Below are 15,883 nucleotides of genomic sequence, written 5' to 3'. Positions count from 1 at the left end.
CTCTCCCTTTTTATCTATAGTTATTATTATGCATAAAAAAACACGCTTAGCACAAAGACTAAGCGTGTTTAAAAACTACCTTGCTAAAAACTGAAATTATTCAGCAGCAGCTTCTGTTACTTCTGGACGATCAACTAATTCCATGTAAGCCATAGGTGCGTTATCGCCTTGACGGAAGCCCATTTTCAACACGCGAGTGTATCCACCATTACGTGCTTTATAACGAGGACCGATTTCTTCGAATAATTTAACCACTGCATCACGATCACGTAAGCGAGCAAAAGCTAAACGTTTGTTAGCTAATGTTGGCTCTTTTGCTAAAGTGATTAATGGCTCAATTACACGACGTAATTCTTTAGCTTTTGGCAATGTTGTTTTGATTGCTTCATGCTGAATTAAAGATACAGACATGTTGCGGAACATAGCCAAACGATGGCTACTTGTACGATTTAATTTACGAAGACCGTTACGGTGACGCATAATATTTTCCTTTGAATCTACATAATTGATAAGCAGGATTGCTTATCAGTGAATCGGCTCTTCTATCCATTAAAAATGGCGGTCCGATTGTTATTTGTGAAGAGAGTTTCGCTCTCTTCTACAAATTCTTTACTTGAATGAATAAAACCAGCAAGTTCTACTCATCCCTTAAACATCATTAAGGACGCTCTAAGCCGATTGGAGGCCAGTTATCCAATTTCATACCTAATGACAAGCCACGAGCTGTAAGCACGTCTTTAATCTCATTAAGAGACTTACGGCCCAAGTTAGGTGTTTTAAGCAATTCGTTTTCAGTTTTCTGGATAAGATCACCAATATAGTAAACATTCTCAGCTTTCAAACAATTTGCAGAGCGAACTGTTAATTCTAGATCATCGACAGAGCGTAATAGCACTGGGTCAATTTGTGGTGTACCACGAGCAGGTGCTTCATAAGACTCTGTTGCGCCTTCAAGAGCAGCAAATACAGAGATTTGATCCATAAGAATACGAGCTGATTGACGCACCGCTTCTTCTGGAGAAATAACACCGTTTGTTTCGATATCTAATACTAATTTGTCTAAGTCTGTGCGTTGTTCTACACGAGCATTTTCAACTTCATAGCTAACGCGACGGATTGGGCTGTAAGATGCATCCAAAATAATACGTCCGATAGTATGCTGACGATCTTCACGTAGTGCACGAACGTTACCTGGTACATAACCACGACCTTGCTCTACTTTAATTTGCATTTCTACTTTACCATTTTCTTGTAGATGTGCAATAACATGATTTGGATTAATAATTTCAACATCATGTGGTAATTCAATATCACTTGCTAATACAGGACCTTCGCCAGATTTATTTAGCACAAGATTAACTTCTTCACGACCGTGTAATTTAAACACTACACCTTTTAAGTTTAAAAGAATATCTACAACGTCTTCTTGTACGCCGGGAATCGTAGAGTACTCATGCACCACACCTGCAATTTGCACTTCTGTTGGAGCATAGCCAGTCATTGATGATAAAAGAATACGACGTAAAGCATTACCTAGTGTATGACCAAAACCACGTTCGAATGGTTCCATTACAACTTTGGCATGATTATCTGTAATAGGCACAACATTAATTGTGCGAGGCTTTAAAAAAGCTTGTGACATGTTCAATTCCTTTTCAATACCCTCGGCTCGTTACACCGATAAGGCTGATGGATAAATAAAAAATTTCCTAAGAGGAAATAGCTAGATATTATAACTCTTTTACTGCTGAAAACATAATTCTCAGGAGTAAAAAACCTACAAATTCCTCAACAAATAATAGCCTATTAAAATACCTAATAGGACTTCACTGTATAGCAATAGAGAAAACACAGCAAGTAAACTTGCTGTGTTTCTTCTAAATAAATCAAGATTAACGAGAATACAATTCCACAATCATTGATTCATTGATGTCGCGTGCTACATCTGAACGATCTGGAGCTTGTTTGAACGTACCAGTCAATTTACCTGAGTCAACTTCAACCCATTGTGGTAAACCAACGCTAGTAGCTAACTCCATTGCTTCTTTAATACGAGCTTGACCTTTAGATTTTTCACGTACAGAAACAATATCACCAGCTTTAACTAACATTGATGGAATGTCCGCTTTGTGACCGTTTAATTCAATCGCACCGTGGCTCACTAATTGGCGAGCTTCTGCGCGTGTTGAACCAAAACCCATACGGTACACTACGTTATCTAAACGAGATTCCAAAAGTTGAATCAGGGTCTCGCCAGTGTTACCACGACGACGCTCAGCTTCGGCAAAGTATTTACGGAATTGTTTTTCTAACACACCGTACATACGTTTAAGCTTTTGTTTCTCACGTAATTGAGTACCGTAGTCAGAAGTACGAGCACCAGAAGTGCGACCATGCTGACCTGGTTTGTGTTCAAATTTACATTTAGAGTCTAAAGGGCGACGAGCACTCTTTAGAAATAAATCAATACCTTCACGACGTGAAAGTTTACATTTTGGACCTGTATATCGTGCCATTATGTATGTTCCCTATAAAATTAGATGCGGCGGCGTTTTGGAGGACGGCAACCGTTATGCGGAACTGGCGTGATATCAGAAATACTTGTAATTTTGATACCAAGAGCATTTAATGCACGGATTGAAGATTCACGGCCTGGGCCTGGACCTTTTACACGTACGTCTAATGTTTTGATACCATATTCTAATGCTACACGTCCCGCTGACTCGGCTGCAACCTGAGCTGCAAAAGGCGTCGATTTGCGTGAGCCTTTGAAGCCCGCGCCACCTGACGTCGCCCATGACAAGGCATTGCCTTGACGGTCAGTAATTGTGATGATTGTGTTGTTGAAAGAAGCGTGAACGTGTGCGATACCGTCCGTTACTACCTTTCTAATTTTTTTGCGTGCGCGTGCTGCGCTGCTAGAAGCTTTCGCCATATTTAGCTACTCCAATTATTTCTTCAATGATTGAGCTGCACGACGCGGTCCCTTACGTGTACGCGCATTCGTACGAGTGCGCTGACCACGAACTGGTAGTCCACGACGGTGGCGCATGCCACGATAGGTTCCCAAGTCGATTAAGCGTTTAATCGAAAGTTGTACTTCACGTCGCAAATCACCCTCAACCGTAAACGAACCTACTTGTTCACGAATTTTTTCGAGTTCTGCGTCTGTTAAATCTTTAACTTTTTTATCGAATGGTACGCCAGCCGCTTCGCAAATTAAGCGAGAGCGAGTACGTCCAATACCATAAATTGCCGTTAAACCGATTTCAGCGTGCTGATGCGGCGGAATGTTAATGCCTGCGATACGGGCCATGACTGTTCCTCGTTATATAAAAAACGTAAGGATTAACCTTGACGTTGCTTGTGACGCGGATCTGTACAAATTACTCGTACAATTCCGTGACGTTTAATGATCTTGCAATTACGGCAGATCTTTTTAACCGATGCCATTACCTTCATTTGGTTGACTCCTAATAGCTCCGCTTATTTAGAGCGGAATACGATTCTAGCACGATTTAAGTCATATGGGGTTAATTCCACAGTAACTTTATCTCCTGGAAGAATCCGAATATAGTGCATACGCATTTTGCCAGAGATATGACCTAATACGATATGACCATTTTCTAACTTTACGCGAAAAGTTGCGTTTGGAAGGTTTTCAACAACCTCCCCCTGCATCTGAATGACGTCGTCCTTTGCCATTGTCTATTACCTCGCTGGAAGATTATTACCGCGGAAATTAGCTTTCTTCAGTAAAGAATCATATTGGTTCGACATCATATACGCTTGTACTTGAGCCATAAAATCCATGGTTACCACTACAATAATTAATAGTGATGTACCACCAAAATAAAATGGAACATTTTGCCATTGCATACGCAAGAATTCTGGTACTAAGCACACTAAAGCGATATAGATTGCGCCAACTAATGTTAAACGCATAAGAATCTTGTCAATATACTTGGCTGTTTGTTGACCTGGACGAATACCAGGCACAAATGCACCACTTTTCTTAAGATTGTCCGCTGTTTCACGACTATTAAATACTAAAGCTGTATAGAAGAAGCAGAAGAACACAACTAACGCTACAAATACAGCAATGTAAAGCGGCTGACCTGGTTGCAATGCTGCTGACAAATCACTTAACCAACGAACTTGTCCTGCTTTAGAGAACCAATTAGCAATAGTTGCTGGGAATAAAATAATTGAAGAAGCAAAAATAGGAGGAATAACACCAGCCATATTGATCTTCAATGGTAGATGAGAACTTTGTCCACCATAAATCTTATTACCCACTTGGCGTTTAGCATAGTTCACTGTAATACGGCGTTGACCACGCTCTACAAAAACTACTAAAGCTGTTACCAAGATTACTAATGCTAGAATCACAATCGCTGCAAACGCACCAATTTGATTTTGGCTTACTAATTCGAACATCCCTGCTAAGGCAGCTGGTAAACCAGCAACAATACCTGCAAAAATCAGGATTGAGATACCATTACCAAGACCACGTTCTGTAATTTGCTCGCCCAACCACATTACAAACATCGTACCTGTTACCAAAGTAACTACTGTGGTAAAGATAAACATCGGGCCAGGACTATAAATTAGTCCTGGATATGATGCCATGTACGCCTGTAACGTAGAGGCGATACCAAAGGCCTGCAATGAAGCTAAAACAACTGTTCCGTAACGAGTGTACTGAGTAATCTTACGACGCCCCGATTCACCCTCTTTCTTAAGAGCCTCTAATGAAGGAATTACCGATGTCATTAATTGCATAATAATCGATGCCGAAATATACGGCATGATACCCAATGCAAATACTGAGAATCGCTGTAAAGCACCACCAGAGAACATATTAAAAAAGCCTACTATACCATCAGATTGAGAAGAGAATAACTGCTCCATCACTGTTGGATTAATACCCGGTACAGGGATGTGTGTACCAAAACGGTACACAACCAATGCTAATAATAGGAACACTAAACGCTGTTTCAAGTCGCCGTATTTTTTACTGCTACCTTGACTAGTTGTCTGCGCTTTAGCCACATTTACCCCTTAATTTTAAGCAAGAGAGCCACCTGCCGCTTCAATCGCAGCACGTGCACCCGCAGTTGCAGTAATGCCTTTTAAGGCTACTTTGCGAGTTAACTCACCTGATTTAATCACTTTAACGAATGTAACCGCTTGACCGATCAAACCAGATTGCTTTAATACTTGAACGTCGATTTCGTCAGCAGTTAAACGCTCTAAATCAGACAAACGAATTTGTTCGTATAAGTGTTGATTTAAAGGTGTGAAACCACGTTTCGGTAAACGACGATGTAAAGGCATTTGACCACCCTCAAAGCCGACTTTATGGAAGCCGCCTGAACGTGATTTTTGACCTTTGTGACCACGACCTGCAGTTTTACCTAAGCCTGAACCAATACCGCGACCAACGCGACGTTTAGCATGCTTACTACCTGCAGCTGGTGATAAAGTGTTGAGTTGCATTTCAGACATCTTTATTCCTTTAGGCTTCTGAAACTGACACTAGATAATCCACTTTACGGATCATCCCGCGCACTTCAGGTGTATCGAGTAACACTCGGCTGCTATTAACTTTACCTAAACCTAAACCACGTACAGTTGCACGATGGTCACTTTTAGTACCAATAACAGAACGAACTAAAGTTACTTTAATTTGTTTTTGTGCCATGATCTTATCCTAGGATTTCTTCAACAGTTTTACCGCGTTTAGCAGCAACTTCAGAAGGAGTCATGCTAGCGTTTAAACCGTTAAGAGTAGCACGTACCAAGTTGTATGGATTGCTAGAACCTAAGCTCTTAGCCACAACATTACGTACACCCATTACTTCAAAAATAGCACGCATTGGACCACCGGCGATAACACCAGTACCTTCTGCCGCTGGAGAAATTAGTACAGTTGATGCACCATGCTTACCAACAACAGTGTGATGTAGAGTACCGTTGTTTAAAGCAATTTTCTTCATGCCACGACGAGCTTGTTCCATAGCTTTTTGAACAGCTACAGGAACTTCACGTGCTTTACCTTTACCCATGCCGATGCGACCATCGCCATCGCCAACCACGGTTAACGCTGCAAAACTCATAGTGCGACCACCTTTTACTGTTTTGCTGACGCGGTTAACCGCGATCATTTTTTCACGAAAACCGTCATCGCGCTCTTGCTCAGGGGCTTGTTTAGCTTGTGCTTTTGCCATTTGACAATCCTTCCTTAGAACTGTAGACCGGCTTCACGCGCAGCTTCTGCCAACGCTTTAACACGGCCATGATAACGGAAACCCGAACGGTCAAATGCGACCGATTCGATACCAGCTGCTTTAGCTTTCTCAGCAACACGTTTACCTACAATCGTAGCAGCAGCAACATTGCCACCAGACGTTTTGCTATCAGCCAACTCTTTGCGCACTTCTGCTTCAAGAGTAGACGCAGCTACCAATACTTTATCGCCTTCAGGCGAAATAATGTTCGCGTAAATGTGCTGATTGGTACGGTGTACTGATAAACGGTGCACACGTAATTGAGCAATCTTGCGGCGAGTAGCCACTGCACGACGCAAACGAGATAATTTCTTGTCCATGATAATTCCTTGTCTGCGCTATTATTTTTTCTTAACTTCTTTGATGATAACAGTCTCATCAGAGTAACGAACACCTTTGCCTTTGTATGGCTCTGGTGGACGATACGCACGAATCTTAGCTGCTACTTGGCCAACTGCTTGTTTATCAAAGCCTTTTAAAACAATCTCTGTTGGGCTTGGACATTCAGCTTTTACGCCTTTTGGAAGTGCATGAATAATGTCATGTGAAAAACCTAAGTCTAACTTAACAGCCTCACCCTGAACTGCAGCACGGAAACCCACACCGATCAAGTTCAAGCGGCGCTCAAAACCTTTGCTCACACCAACAACCATGTTGTTAACAAGAGCACGTAGAGTGCCTGACATTGCTTTAGCGTGACGTGTTTCATTAGCAACAGCAAAACTAACTTTACCGTCTTCTAATTTAACATTTACATCGCCCGTTAAAGCTTGATTTAATTCGCCTAATGGACCTTTGACAGTGATGTTATCTGAAGCAATTTTTACTTCAACACCACTTGGAACCACAACTGGATTCTTAGCAATACGTGACATATTCTTCCTCCTTATGCCACATAGCATAGAACTTCGCCACCCACGCCAACTGAACGTGCTTTACGATCAGTCATTACACCACGCGAGGTAGACACAATTGCCACACCAAGACCATTCATTACCTGAGGAATGCTTGCACGACCTTTGTAGATACGTAAACCAGGACGTGATACGCGCTCGATACGCTCAATCACAGGTTGGTTTTTATAGTATTTAAGTTCGATTTCAAGTTCAGGTTTAGTCTTGTCACCTTTAACTTCAAAGTTTTCAATATAGCCTTCTTCTTTCAGCACAGTAGCAATAGCCACTTTAAGCTTTGAGGATGGCATAGATACTGAAGCTTTTTCAACTTGTTGACCATTACGGATACGAGTCAACATGTCTGCGATTGGATCGCTCATGCTCATATTCTTTCTCCTACCAGCTTGCTTTTGTCATACCAGGCACTTCACCACGCATAGCCATCTCGCGTAGTTTATGTCTAGTTAAGCCAAATTTGCTGAAAACGCCACGAGGACGGCCAGTGATTACACAACGATTACGAACACGCGTTGGGTTAGCATTGCGAGGTAATTGTTGTAACTTCAAGCGCGCTTGATAGCGCTCTTCATCTGATTTTGATTGATCGTTGATAATCGCTACTAGTGCTGCACGTTTAGCAGAGAATTTTTCTACTAATTTAGCACGTTTGATATCACGATTGATGAGTGATAATTTTGCCACGTCATCGCCCCTTAATTACGAAACGGGAAACCAAATGCTTTTAATAAAGCTTTAGCTTCGTCGTCAGTCTTAGCAGTTGTTGTGATGCTGATGTTTAGACCACGCAATGCATCAATTTTATCGTATTCAATTTCAGGGAAAATGATTTGCTCTTTCACCCCTACATTGTAGTTACCACGGCCATCAAAAGCACGACCTGAAATACCACGGAAGTCACGTACACGTGGTAAAGCAATAGTAACCAAACGATCTAAGAACTCATACATGCGTTGACCGCGTAGAGTTACCATACAACCGATAGGATAGTTTTCACGAATTTTAAAACCCGCAATCGCTTTACGAGTTTTAGTAATTACTGGTTTTTGACCTGCAATTTTAGTTAGGTCTGATACAGCGTGCTCAATAACTTTTTTATCAGCAACAGCTTCTGACACACCCATATTTAAAGTGATTTTGGTAATGCGAGGCACTTCCATATCACTTTTATAACCAAACTGCTCTTTAATTTGACCAGCAATTTTGTTGTTGTATAAATCTTGTAAACGAGCCATTGTTACGTTGCTCCTTAAGCTTTAACGCCAACGACTTCACCGTTGGAACGATAAACACGAACTTTATGACCGTCAACTTCTTTAATGCCTACACGATCAGCTTTACCTGTCGCTGGATTAAAGATAGCCACATTAGAAACATGAATCGGCATAGTTTTATCAACAACACCGCCTTGTGCACCAGTCATTGGATTCGGTTTTTGATGTTTTTTCGCAACATTAACACCTTCCACCAATACGTGGTCAGCATCAACACGAGCTAAAACAACACCACGACGCTTTTTGTCGCGACCAGCGATAACGATAACCTCGTCACCCTTACGAATTTTATTCATTGCCTGCCCCTTAGATTACTTCTGGTGCCAATGAAACAATCTTCATAAAGCGCTCAGTACGTAATTCACGTGTTACTGGGCCGAAGATACGAGTACCAATTGGCTCTAATTTAGCATTTAGCAATACAGCTGCATTTCCACCAAAGCGGATTAATGAGCCATCCTTACGGCGAACACCTTTAGCAGTACGCACGACTACTGCATTGTACACTTCGCCTTTTTTGACGCGTCCGCGAGGAGCTGCATCTTTGATACTCACTTTAATAATATCACCGATAGCAGCATAGCGGCGCTTTGAGCCACCAAGCACCTTGATGCACATAACTCGGCGTGCACCAGTGTTGTCAGCCACGTCTAGCGTGCTTTGCATTTGGATCATGATTATTCCTGTTCCAACTTAGTTACATTACAACCATTCAACCGAATGATTCCCTTTTACATATAACCAGTTTTGGGCCCGTATGAACGTAGTACTTAAAAAATTTAGTTGCTCCGTTCTGGGATTGATTCTGTTTATTTACCTTCCTTTTCTAAGGAAGGCTTCAATATTAACCTTTTTCAAGTAATAAATCAAGTACTTAAAGACTATTTATTCTGAACTTACTTAAAATGCAACATAAGTTCCGTTCAATCTCCCTAACGCTAAATGAGCTTATCCTACGCCGAAAACGACTACTGAACTGGTATGAATTTTCTGGACAGATAAAAATGGTCAATAGACCATAGGTGTTAAACAAAAGGGTTGATTAAATGCCATCGGCGTTTTATTGTTCAATACAGAACTAGGGCGTCGATGGTGATAAAAAGCGATAAATCGCTCAACCGCTTGATTTTGTTCAATAAAACAGGGCGTACTTGCCGTACTAAATGCCTCATTATACAGTCCTTCTACCTTTAATATGCCATTAAAACTTTCCATCACCGCATTGTCATGGCAGTTACCTACACGCGATAGACTTTGTTCAATCCCTTGTCTAGCCAACTCCTCTCTAAAGGCTTGGGAGGTATAAATAGAGCCTTGATCACTATGCAGTAACGCATGCGGAGCAACACCTTTAAAGCTCAGTATTTTTAACGTCTTTAACGCTAACTGCTGATTGTGTTGTTTACCATAGCACCACGCCACAATGGAGCGGTCGTATAAATCCAATATCAACGATAGGTAACCCCAGTGCCATTGATTATCTTCATAGTATGGTACATAGGTCACATCAGCGACCAACTTACTCCTTGGGCTTGCCGAGCTAAAGTCCCTATTGAGTACATTGCTAGCTAACCCCTGCATCTGCACACGACGGCTCTTTTGATACGTCTTGCGTTGCTGACGTATCTTGGCATTGAGTTCGAACGCCTTCATCAAGCGACCTATCTGCGACTGACCTAATTTTAAGCCTTGGGCTTGCTCAAGCAATACCCCCATGCGACGACGACCTATCGTATAAAAACACGCTTGTTGTATCTGTGCTATCCACTGCGCTTTTTGCTCATCACGTCGCATCGACTCGCTCGGATACTTGGCCGCATAATAGCTGCTTCTTGGCATACTCAATACTTGGCAGGCAGCCTTGATGCTAACGCCTGCTTGAGCTGCTCGTGATATAGCTGCAACTCTTTTTTTTTGACCTCATCCTTGCAATCACTGAGTATCTCTTGGAATAAACACTCGTAGGTAATTAAAATATCATTCACCTCTTTATCCAGCTGCTCTTTGGTCTTAGCTCTGGATAAGCGATCACTGACCATTTTACGAATTCGTGCTTTATCAACCATTGCATCTCCTGTCCCATGCCATCTTAGGCAATCCCATAACCGTATTTTATCAGGCAAATGCTCAGAGGGGCTACGTGCGATATAACGTTTAATCTTTGTGTATAAGTCAGAGGGACGAATGCCAAATAAACGGGCAACATCACTGTAACCTATGGGGTAATGCTCTATCCAGTACAAAATCGCTTGATGGTGCTGTGCTTTACGTGTCAGGACACTACGCTCACTTATCCAAGCAAAGTCACCTTTGTTGACAAAAAAACTCCAGTCCCGAACAACGCTGGCTGAAACCCCTAATTCTCGAGCTATCGTTTTTTTAGGATGAAAATGCAAAAGCCTCTCACAGGCTTGCTCTTTAATAGATACCGATATCTTCATATGTTGGACTCCTTCGTGTCCAAAATATCCATACCGGTTTATTGTAATATATAGAAAAAACCCTAATACCGACGCATAAAAACAACAACTATGTAAATAAACATAACAATTCATTAGTAAAACTAAGTACTTAAATCGTAAATAGTTAAAGCATGCCCTTAATTCTGGGTATACTAATTTGCACTGTACAAGTTTTAGGCGATAATGATGAGTTTGAAAACAAAATCTTTTAGCACTTCTTTATGGCGCTCTCTGACCGCTCTGGCCATAACCAGTTACAGCGCATTGTCTTTTGCGGCGACACCCTTAGAGGACGTCTTACAATTTGCCCTCTTGATGGATCCTAAATTGATGGAGGCACGTGCAGAGCAAGATGCAGCGCTACAAAACCGTAAGTCTTCCGAAGCCTTGCACTATCCGACGGTAAGCTTAATTTCTACTCACAACTTAGCTCGTCACCATGAGTATGAGAGTGATTATCGTCGAAAAACTGACTTCGGATTGCAGGGTAAATTAAATCTATACGCCTGGGGTGGTATTGAAGCCACCATCGATCGCGATAAGAAAAAAGAGCGCTTTGCCTTTAACAAATTCTTTGAAACTCGTGAGGAGTTAGGCAATCTCATAGCCAACCACTATGTCACAGCCATTTATTTAAATGAAGCCTTAGCGGTTGCTCGTAATGACTTAAAACGTCATCAAAAATTCCTAAATGATTTACGTATCGTTAAAACTTACGATATTGGTCGCGAGTCCGAATACGCACAAGCCGAATCACGTTATTTAAGGGCAGAGTCAACAATTATTGACCTAGAGCGTTCATTGCAAACAACCATGAGCAGCCTCAACCTATATACTGAAAGTAAATTAGCGGTAGCTGATTTGGTGGATCCTTTTAAAGGACAAACCGCCGATCAAATTATTAATAGCTACAAAGAAGTTAATCGTGACAGTCATCCAAGTATCTTGGCCCAAGAAGCAGAGCGTGACAGCGCTGAAGCCGACATTACTGTGGTTGATGCAGCGACCAAACCGCAGATTAACTTAGAGGGCTTAGCCACACGTCAAGACCGCAATCTCACCGTAAGCCTTTCGTGGGATCTCTTTAACCGACCAGCTACTTACAACACACATTCCGCCACGGCACGACTGTATGCGGCCGATGCGCGCGTTGATCAAATCGAGCGAGATATTGCCGAGCGTTTTGAAACGGCAAAAATTGAAATGCGCCAAAGCCAAAATCAGGCCAAAATTTCTGAACGACACATTAAAGTGCAAAAGCAAGTAGCAGCCAATTACGCTGAGCAGTTCCAAATCTCTCGTCGCAGTCTCTTAGAAGTACTGGATGCCTACGCTGATTTGTCGCGTATTGAGTCTACTTATGTCAATGCGCGCAACCAATTTAGAACAGCAACCTTAGCTTATCTGCTTGCACAAGCCAAAATCGCCAGCTGGGCCGGTTTACCGGAAAACTTATAATCGAGCAGTGATCAGTATGAATAATATTATCAAACATTTGGCGCTCGCGACGCGCCTATTAGGCTCACCCGTTGCAGAAGCAGCCTTATCTGCCAACGTGGTGCGCGATGCACAACTCGATGTGGATTTATCCTCTTTACGCGAGGTGTTATTAAGCCATGGCTTTGAAAATCACCTTTCTAAACGCCCTTTACGGGAAATCCCATCGCTCGCTGTACCGGTAGTTATTTTACTCAACCAACAAGAAGCAGCTGTTATTAGCGCCATCGAGGGCTCAGGTGACAATCGTGTATACACCATCCGCCAAGGTGATGCGCCCGAGCAAAAAATCTCTCACCAGGACTTACAGACACGCTATACCGGTTTTACTTGGTTTATTAAACCTAAAATTACTCAAGACCTTCGTTCCGACCTACCCGAATATAATATGTCGAAGGCGTGGTTCTGGCGGGTAATTTGGCGCTATCGTAGTTATTACAATCAGGTGCTGATTAGCTCTATTTTGATTAACGCGCTTGCGCTCGTCAGTTCACTTTATGTCTTAAACGTTTATGATCGTGTCGTGCCCAATCAGGCTTATGATACGCTCTGGGTCTTAACCATTGGGGTGGTCTTAGCGATTACATTTGAGTTCATCGCTAAGCAAATTCGAGCCTACCTCACCGATGTGGCTGGCAAAAAAGCCGATTTAACCATTAGTGCAGCGCTCTTTAGGCGGGTTATGGCTTTACGTTTGGCCGAACGCCCTGCTTCATCAGGTTCATATGCTAACAACCTACGTGACTTTGAGTCGGTAAGAGAGTTTATGACCAGTGCGGGGATATTAACGCTCATTGATCTGCCGTTTTTCTTATTATTTATTTTCGTGATCTATATGGTGGGTGGTCAGCTTGCCTTTATACCATTAGCCATTATCCCGATTATTGTTATTGTCGGCTTAACAATTCAACCGTTTTTAGCCCGTTATATCCTTGCTTCAATGAAAGAAGGTTCGCAACGCCAAGGTTTAGCCGTTGAAGCGGTAGAGGGTGTAGAAACACTCAAAGCCAATAACGCTGCGCCTTGGGCACAAAAGCGCTGGGATCGCTTTACTGCGGCCTCTGCTTATTATGGTATGAAGGTTAAGGGCATCAGTAGTTTTATGCTGAACTTTACCGTGGGCATGCAGCAATTAAATACCGTGTTTTTGGTGTTTTTCGGTGCTTATTTAGTTCATGCAGAAAACCCTGACCATCGCATTTCGATGGGTGCGATCATCGCCTGTGTCATTTTATCGTAAGCGTCCGGTGAACTCCGATTGACTTCCGTTTTTAAACGTTCAATGCCCCGATTTTGTCGGGGCATTGTGTTAATTCTTGGTGTCGTTTGGCGCTTGCCAACGATGAGGCAGAAGCTCAGTAATGTCCTTCGCTTTCTGTGTCGGCAATCGTTCCAACACATCCTTAAGGTAAGCATAAGGGTCATGGCCATTGAGCTTAGCCGATTGAATTAACGACATCACCGCAGCCGCACGTCGACCCGCTTTCTCTGAACCTACAAAGAGCCAATTCTTGCGACCAATCGCGAGTGGACGAATCAAATTCTCTACCGCATTATTATCCATCGGCAGTTGAGCGTCTTCCAAGAGGCGCGTCAAGGCAAGCCAATTGTTCAGGCTGTAACGAATGGCTTTGGCGATCGCCGAGTTCGGCGGCACCAGCTCAAACTGACTGCGCAACCACCTTTCTAATTGCTTAAGTGCCGGCTCCATGTGGCGTTGTCGATGAGCTAATCGCTCCGGTGGACTTAAGTTCCTGGCCTCGGCCTCGTAGTGATAAAGTCGTTGGATTTGTTGTAAGGCCTGTTCAGCCACTGAGCTGCCGTTGGCTTGGTAAATATCGTGGAATTTGCGACGCGCATGCGCCCAACATCCCCCCTCAATCACTTGCTCATCGGCAAAGAGGGCTTTATAACCGGCGTAATCATCACACATCAGACTACCGCGCCAATCGCCTAAGAATTCGCGGGCATGAGCGCCTGAGCGACCTGGCTTAAAGTCATAAATCACCGCTTTCATCTGCTCATAAGCACCCGGGGCATAGACCCAGAAATAACCACGTTGCGTTTTGCCCTTTTTATGGTGCATGTAAGTGATGGGGGTCTCATCGGCATGCAATACCGAATGCGAGAGCACCTCTTGGCGTAAAGCATCAACGAGCGGTTGTAACTGTGCGCCACAGGTGCCTACCCAATCCGCCAGCGTAGAACGGGCAATGCGTACACCGCTGCGCTCAAAGATGGCTTCTTGACGGTGCAACGGCAGATGGTCAGCATACTTCATGATGAGTACTGTCGCCAGCAGTCCGGTCGTTGCCAACCCCTTATCAATGATGTGAGGAGGTACCGGCGCTTGATTGAGGGTCTTGCAACAATCACACACGTATTTCGGACGAATGTGATTCTCCACGCTAAAAGTACCGGGTACATAATCCAGTTTCTGACTCACATCATCCCCAAGATGACGCATCTCAGCACCACAACCACAGCTCGTGCTTTCCAACGTATAATGAATATCCACCGAGGGCAATTCCGCCGGCAAACGCATACGAGACGGTGTGCGAGGTGTGTGCTCTTGACCACTCATGGACGTTAATTGCTGACCGATGTTGTCTAACATCGTTTCTAGCTCAGCCAGATCCTCATGGGCGTCATCTTCAAAAAGTTTCGCTTGTAGGTCAGGGAGCTGTTCGCTACGTTTAGCAAAGTTGATGCGTCTTAAGATCGCCAACTCCATCTTCACTTGTTCGTAAGCGCTCAGAACACGACGATAGGCCAGATCCTTTTCTTCCATCTGTGCTGCTTTTTTTACAATCAATGCGTCTTGTTGAGCAATTAAGGCTTGTTGTTGCAGCACGAGTTCGCGCAACTGCTCAGCAGTTAACTGGGATAAATCAGAGGAAAGAAAAGCAAAAGAATTCGGCATAAGACGTAGTATGCCTTATGCCGATAAAATAAGCGATCCCGAGAATACCTAATTGACAAGATCGCCCCACTTAGCTCACGATCAAACTAACAATAACGATAGATACCGGCTTCACCTAAACGATGCCAAGGCAGCCCCAAGGCTAAGGCCTGCAGTTGTTCTGCTGACAGTGCCGGATTCATCCGTGAGCCTGCACCGTGAAAGCGTCCTTCATGTAGTCGACGAACACATAGCCACGACCCCATCGCATCGTGCATGAGTAATTTAAGAAGCGTGTGCGTGCGATTCATAAACACATAGGCTTCGTGAGGTGCCACCTGACCAAAGCGCTGAATTGCCTTAGTGCGCAAGGTATCCATCCCTGCTCGTAAATCTGTCGCCTCACTCACCAGGATGATTCTATCTAGTGCCAGTAGGCTAGACGCTTGCTCTTGAATTCCCACTCGTTGGGCGGTCTCGATACGCATTAAAGACGGCATTGATTTCTCCTAACATACACAAAACCATAGTGTCGCGCAAT

Annotated in this window: 24 protein-coding genes; 2 read left to right on the top strand and 22 right to left on the bottom strand. The window is 43.3% G+C overall.

The window, feature by feature from the left end; genetic code table 11:
• Positions 1-96: 96 nt before the first annotated feature.
• From rplQ to BQ4443_RS00300, 20 genes are all read right to left on the bottom strand, one after another.
• Positions 97-480 carry a 50S ribosomal protein L17 gene (gene rplQ, locus BQ4443_RS00390; protein ID WP_023949347.1) on the bottom strand — a complete coding sequence of 128 codons (384 nt, stop codon included), beginning with the start codon at positions 478-480 and terminating at the stop codon, positions 97-99.
• A 178-nt stretch (positions 481-658) separates the two neighbouring features.
• On the bottom strand, positions 659-1,642 hold the full coding sequence (gene rpoA, locus BQ4443_RS00385) for a DNA-directed RNA polymerase subunit alpha (protein ID WP_023949349.1): 984 nt from the start codon (positions 1,640-1,642) through the stop codon (positions 659-661).
• Between the two features lie 250 nt (positions 1,643-1,892).
• Entirely contained in the window at positions 1,893-2,516 is a 624-nt protein-coding gene (rpsD, locus tag BQ4443_RS00380; protein WP_023949351.1) for a 30S ribosomal protein S4, read from the bottom strand.
• Between the two features lie 20 nt (positions 2,517-2,536).
• Positions 2,537-2,935: a 30S ribosomal protein S11 gene (gene rpsK / locus BQ4443_RS00375; protein WP_023949353.1), complete on the bottom strand. Its 399-nt coding sequence runs from the start codon at positions 2,933-2,935 to the stop codon at positions 2,537-2,539.
• A gap of 15 nt (positions 2,936-2,950) precedes the next feature.
• Positions 2,951-3,316 carry a 30S ribosomal protein S13 gene (rpsM, locus tag BQ4443_RS00370; RefSeq protein ID WP_023949355.1) on the bottom strand — a complete coding sequence of 122 codons (366 nt, stop codon included), beginning with the start codon at positions 3,314-3,316 and terminating at the stop codon, positions 2,951-2,953.
• A gap of 32 nt (positions 3,317-3,348) precedes the next feature.
• Positions 3,349-3,462, bottom strand: a complete 114-nt coding sequence (gene rpmJ / locus BQ4443_RS12075) for a 50S ribosomal protein L36 (RefSeq protein WP_081710613.1) — start codon at positions 3,460-3,462, stop codon at positions 3,349-3,351.
• A gap of 24 nt (positions 3,463-3,486) precedes the next feature.
• Positions 3,487-3,705: a translation initiation factor IF-1 gene (infA, locus tag BQ4443_RS00365; RefSeq protein ID WP_023949357.1), complete on the bottom strand. Its 219-nt coding sequence runs from the start codon at positions 3,703-3,705 to the stop codon at positions 3,487-3,489.
• Positions 3,706-3,711: 6 nt separating this feature from the next.
• Complete coding sequence (secY, locus tag BQ4443_RS00360; protein WP_023949359.1) at positions 3,712-5,055, bottom strand: preprotein translocase subunit SecY; 1,344 nt, start codon at positions 5,053-5,055, stop codon at positions 3,712-3,714.
• A gap of 15 nt (positions 5,056-5,070) precedes the next feature.
• Complete coding sequence (gene rplO, locus BQ4443_RS00355; RefSeq protein ID WP_023949361.1) at positions 5,071-5,511, bottom strand: 50S ribosomal protein L15; 441 nt, start codon at positions 5,509-5,511, stop codon at positions 5,071-5,073.
• 10 nt (positions 5,512-5,521) lie between these two features.
• The gene (rpmD, locus tag BQ4443_RS00350) at positions 5,522-5,707 is read right to left on the bottom strand and encodes a 50S ribosomal protein L30 (RefSeq protein WP_023949362.1); all 186 of its coding nucleotides are present in this window, start codon (positions 5,705-5,707) and stop codon (positions 5,522-5,524) included.
• A 4-nt stretch (positions 5,708-5,711) separates the two neighbouring features.
• On the bottom strand, positions 5,712-6,233 hold the full coding sequence (rpsE, locus tag BQ4443_RS00345) for a 30S ribosomal protein S5 (RefSeq protein ID WP_023949364.1): 522 nt from the start codon (positions 6,231-6,233) through the stop codon (positions 5,712-5,714).
• 14 nt (positions 6,234-6,247) lie between these two features.
• Positions 6,248-6,613, bottom strand: coding sequence for a 50S ribosomal protein L18 (rplR, locus tag BQ4443_RS00340; RefSeq protein ID WP_023949366.1), 366 nt, complete (start codon positions 6,611-6,613; stop codon positions 6,248-6,250).
• 21 nt (positions 6,614-6,634) lie between these two features.
• A complete protein-coding gene (gene rplF / locus BQ4443_RS00335) occupies positions 6,635-7,168 on the bottom strand; it encodes a 50S ribosomal protein L6 (RefSeq protein WP_023949368.1) in 534 nt (177 codons plus the stop codon).
• Positions 7,169-7,179: 11 nt separating this feature from the next.
• Positions 7,180-7,575, bottom strand: coding sequence for a 30S ribosomal protein S8 (rpsH, locus tag BQ4443_RS00330; RefSeq protein WP_071057727.1), 396 nt, complete (start codon positions 7,573-7,575; stop codon positions 7,180-7,182).
• A 10-nt stretch (positions 7,576-7,585) separates the two neighbouring features.
• Positions 7,586-7,891, bottom strand: a complete 306-nt coding sequence (rpsN, locus tag BQ4443_RS00325) for a 30S ribosomal protein S14 (RefSeq protein ID WP_023949373.1) — start codon at positions 7,889-7,891, stop codon at positions 7,586-7,588.
• Between the two features lie 11 nt (positions 7,892-7,902).
• A complete protein-coding gene (rplE, locus tag BQ4443_RS00320; protein ID WP_023949374.1) occupies positions 7,903-8,442 on the bottom strand; it encodes a 50S ribosomal protein L5 in 540 nt (179 codons plus the stop codon).
• A gap of 14 nt (positions 8,443-8,456) precedes the next feature.
• Positions 8,457-8,777 carry a 50S ribosomal protein L24 gene (gene rplX, locus BQ4443_RS00315; RefSeq protein WP_023949376.1) on the bottom strand — a complete coding sequence of 107 codons (321 nt, stop codon included), beginning with the start codon at positions 8,775-8,777 and terminating at the stop codon, positions 8,457-8,459.
• A gap of 10 nt (positions 8,778-8,787) precedes the next feature.
• Positions 8,788-9,156, bottom strand: a complete 369-nt coding sequence (gene rplN, locus BQ4443_RS00310) for a 50S ribosomal protein L14 (RefSeq protein WP_023949378.1) — start codon at positions 9,154-9,156, stop codon at positions 8,788-8,790.
• Between the two features lie 333 nt (positions 9,157-9,489).
• Complete coding sequence (locus tag BQ4443_RS00305; RefSeq protein ID WP_256330839.1) at positions 9,490-10,347, bottom strand: IS3 family transposase; 858 nt, start codon at positions 10,345-10,347, stop codon at positions 9,490-9,492.
• The gene (locus BQ4443_RS00300; RefSeq protein WP_071057726.1) at positions 10,323-10,922 is read right to left on the bottom strand and encodes a hypothetical protein; all 600 of its coding nucleotides are present in this window, start codon (positions 10,920-10,922) and stop codon (positions 10,323-10,325) included. The genes BQ4443_RS00305 and BQ4443_RS00300 overlap by 25 nt, the downstream gene beginning before the upstream one ends.
• 285 nt (positions 10,923-11,207) lie before the next feature.
• Between BQ4443_RS00300 and BQ4443_RS00295 the strand changes: the two genes are divergently transcribed.
• Entirely contained in the window at positions 11,208-12,401 is a 1,194-nt protein-coding gene (locus BQ4443_RS00295; protein WP_176752437.1) for a TolC family protein, read from the top strand.
• 16 nt (positions 12,402-12,417) lie between these two features.
• Complete coding sequence (locus tag BQ4443_RS00290) at positions 12,418-13,680, top strand: ABC transporter transmembrane domain-containing protein (RefSeq protein WP_256330793.1); 1,263 nt, start codon at positions 12,418-12,420, stop codon at positions 13,678-13,680.
• A gap of 69 nt (positions 13,681-13,749) precedes the next feature.
• On the opposite strand, the gene BQ4443_RS00285 is transcribed toward BQ4443_RS00290, so the two are convergent.
• Both BQ4443_RS00285 and tnpB read right to left on the bottom strand, forming a co-directional pair.
• The gene (locus tag BQ4443_RS00285) at positions 13,750-15,363 is read right to left on the bottom strand and encodes an IS66 family transposase (RefSeq protein ID WP_143000511.1); all 1,614 of its coding nucleotides are present in this window, start codon (positions 15,361-15,363) and stop codon (positions 13,750-13,752) included.
• Between the two features lie 86 nt (positions 15,364-15,449).
• Complete coding sequence (gene tnpB, locus BQ4443_RS00280) at positions 15,450-15,842, bottom strand: IS66 family insertion sequence element accessory protein TnpB (protein ID WP_023950278.1); 393 nt, start codon at positions 15,840-15,842, stop codon at positions 15,450-15,452.
• Positions 15,843-15,883: the final 41 nt, after the last annotated feature.

This window comes from Pelistega sp. MC2, assembly GCF_900099475.1.
Taxonomy (GTDB): Bacteria; Pseudomonadota; Gammaproteobacteria; order Burkholderiales; family Burkholderiaceae_B; genus Taylorella; species Taylorella indica.
This window is presented reverse-complemented; position numbering and strand designations above follow the sequence as displayed.

What these genes read in the sequence shown, in the direction of transcription:
- rplQ (WP_023949347.1), bottom strand. Translation starts at nt 480, where the DNA reads ATGCGTCACCGTAACGGTCTTCGTAAATTAAATCGTACAAGTAGCCAT.
- rpoA (WP_023949349.1), bottom strand. Translation starts at nt 1,642, where the DNA reads ATGTCACAAGCTTTTTTAAAGCCTCGCACAATTAATGTTGTGCCTATT.
- rpsD (WP_023949351.1), bottom strand. Translation starts at nt 2,516, where the DNA reads ATGGCACGATATACAGGTCCAAAATGTAAACTTTCACGTCGTGAAGGT.
- rpsK (WP_023949353.1), bottom strand. Translation starts at nt 2,935, where the DNA reads ATGGCGAAAGCTTCTAGCAGCGCAGCACGCGCACGCAAAAAAATTAGA.
- rpsM (WP_023949355.1), bottom strand. Translation starts at nt 3,316, where the DNA reads ATGGCCCGTATCGCAGGCATTAACATTCCGCCGCATCAGCACGCTGAA.
- rpmJ (WP_081710613.1), bottom strand. Translation starts at nt 3,462, where the DNA reads ATGAAGGTAATGGCATCGGTTAAAAAGATCTGCCGTAATTGCAAGATC.
- infA (WP_023949357.1), bottom strand. Translation starts at nt 3,705, where the DNA reads ATGGCAAAGGACGACGTCATTCAGATGCAGGGGGAGGTTGTTGAAAAC.
- rplO (WP_023949361.1), bottom strand. Translation starts at nt 5,511, where the DNA reads ATGTCTGAAATGCAACTCAACACTTTATCACCAGCTGCAGGTAGTAAG.
- rpmD (WP_023949362.1), bottom strand. Translation starts at nt 5,707, where the DNA reads ATGGCACAAAAACAAATTAAAGTAACTTTAGTTCGTTCTGTTATTGGT.
- rpsE (WP_023949364.1), bottom strand. Translation starts at nt 6,233, where the DNA reads ATGGCAAAAGCACAAGCTAAACAAGCCCCTGAGCAAGAGCGCGATGAC.
- rplR (WP_023949366.1), bottom strand. Translation starts at nt 6,613, where the DNA reads ATGGACAAGAAATTATCTCGTTTGCGTCGTGCAGTGGCTACTCGCCGC.
- rplF (WP_023949368.1), bottom strand. Translation starts at nt 7,168, where the DNA reads ATGTCACGTATTGCTAAGAATCCAGTTGTGGTTCCAAGTGGTGTTGAA.
- rpsH (WP_071057727.1), bottom strand. Translation starts at nt 7,575, where the DNA reads ATGAGCATGAGCGATCCAATCGCAGACATGTTGACTCGTATCCGTAAT.
- rplE (WP_023949374.1), bottom strand. Translation starts at nt 8,442, where the DNA reads ATGGCTCGTTTACAAGATTTATACAACAACAAAATTGCTGGTCAAATT.
- rplX (WP_023949376.1), bottom strand. Translation starts at nt 8,777, where the DNA reads ATGAATAAAATTCGTAAGGGTGACGAGGTTATCGTTATCGCTGGTCGC.
- rplN (WP_023949378.1), bottom strand. Translation starts at nt 9,156, where the DNA reads ATGATCCAAATGCAAAGCACGCTAGACGTGGCTGACAACACTGGTGCA.
- BQ4443_RS00300 (WP_071057726.1), bottom strand. Translation starts at nt 10,922, where the DNA reads ATGAAGATATCGGTATCTATTAAAGAGCAAGCCTGTGAGAGGCTTTTG.
- BQ4443_RS00290 (WP_256330793.1), top strand. Translation starts at nt 12,418, where the DNA reads ATGAATAATATTATCAAACATTTGGCGCTCGCGACGCGCCTATTAGGC.
- BQ4443_RS00285 (WP_143000511.1), bottom strand. Translation starts at nt 15,363, where the DNA reads ATGCCGAATTCTTTTGCTTTTCTTTCCTCTGATTTATCCCAGTTAACT.
- tnpB (WP_023950278.1), bottom strand. Translation starts at nt 15,842, where the DNA reads ATGCCGTCTTTAATGCGTATCGAGACCGCCCAACGAGTGGGAATTCAA.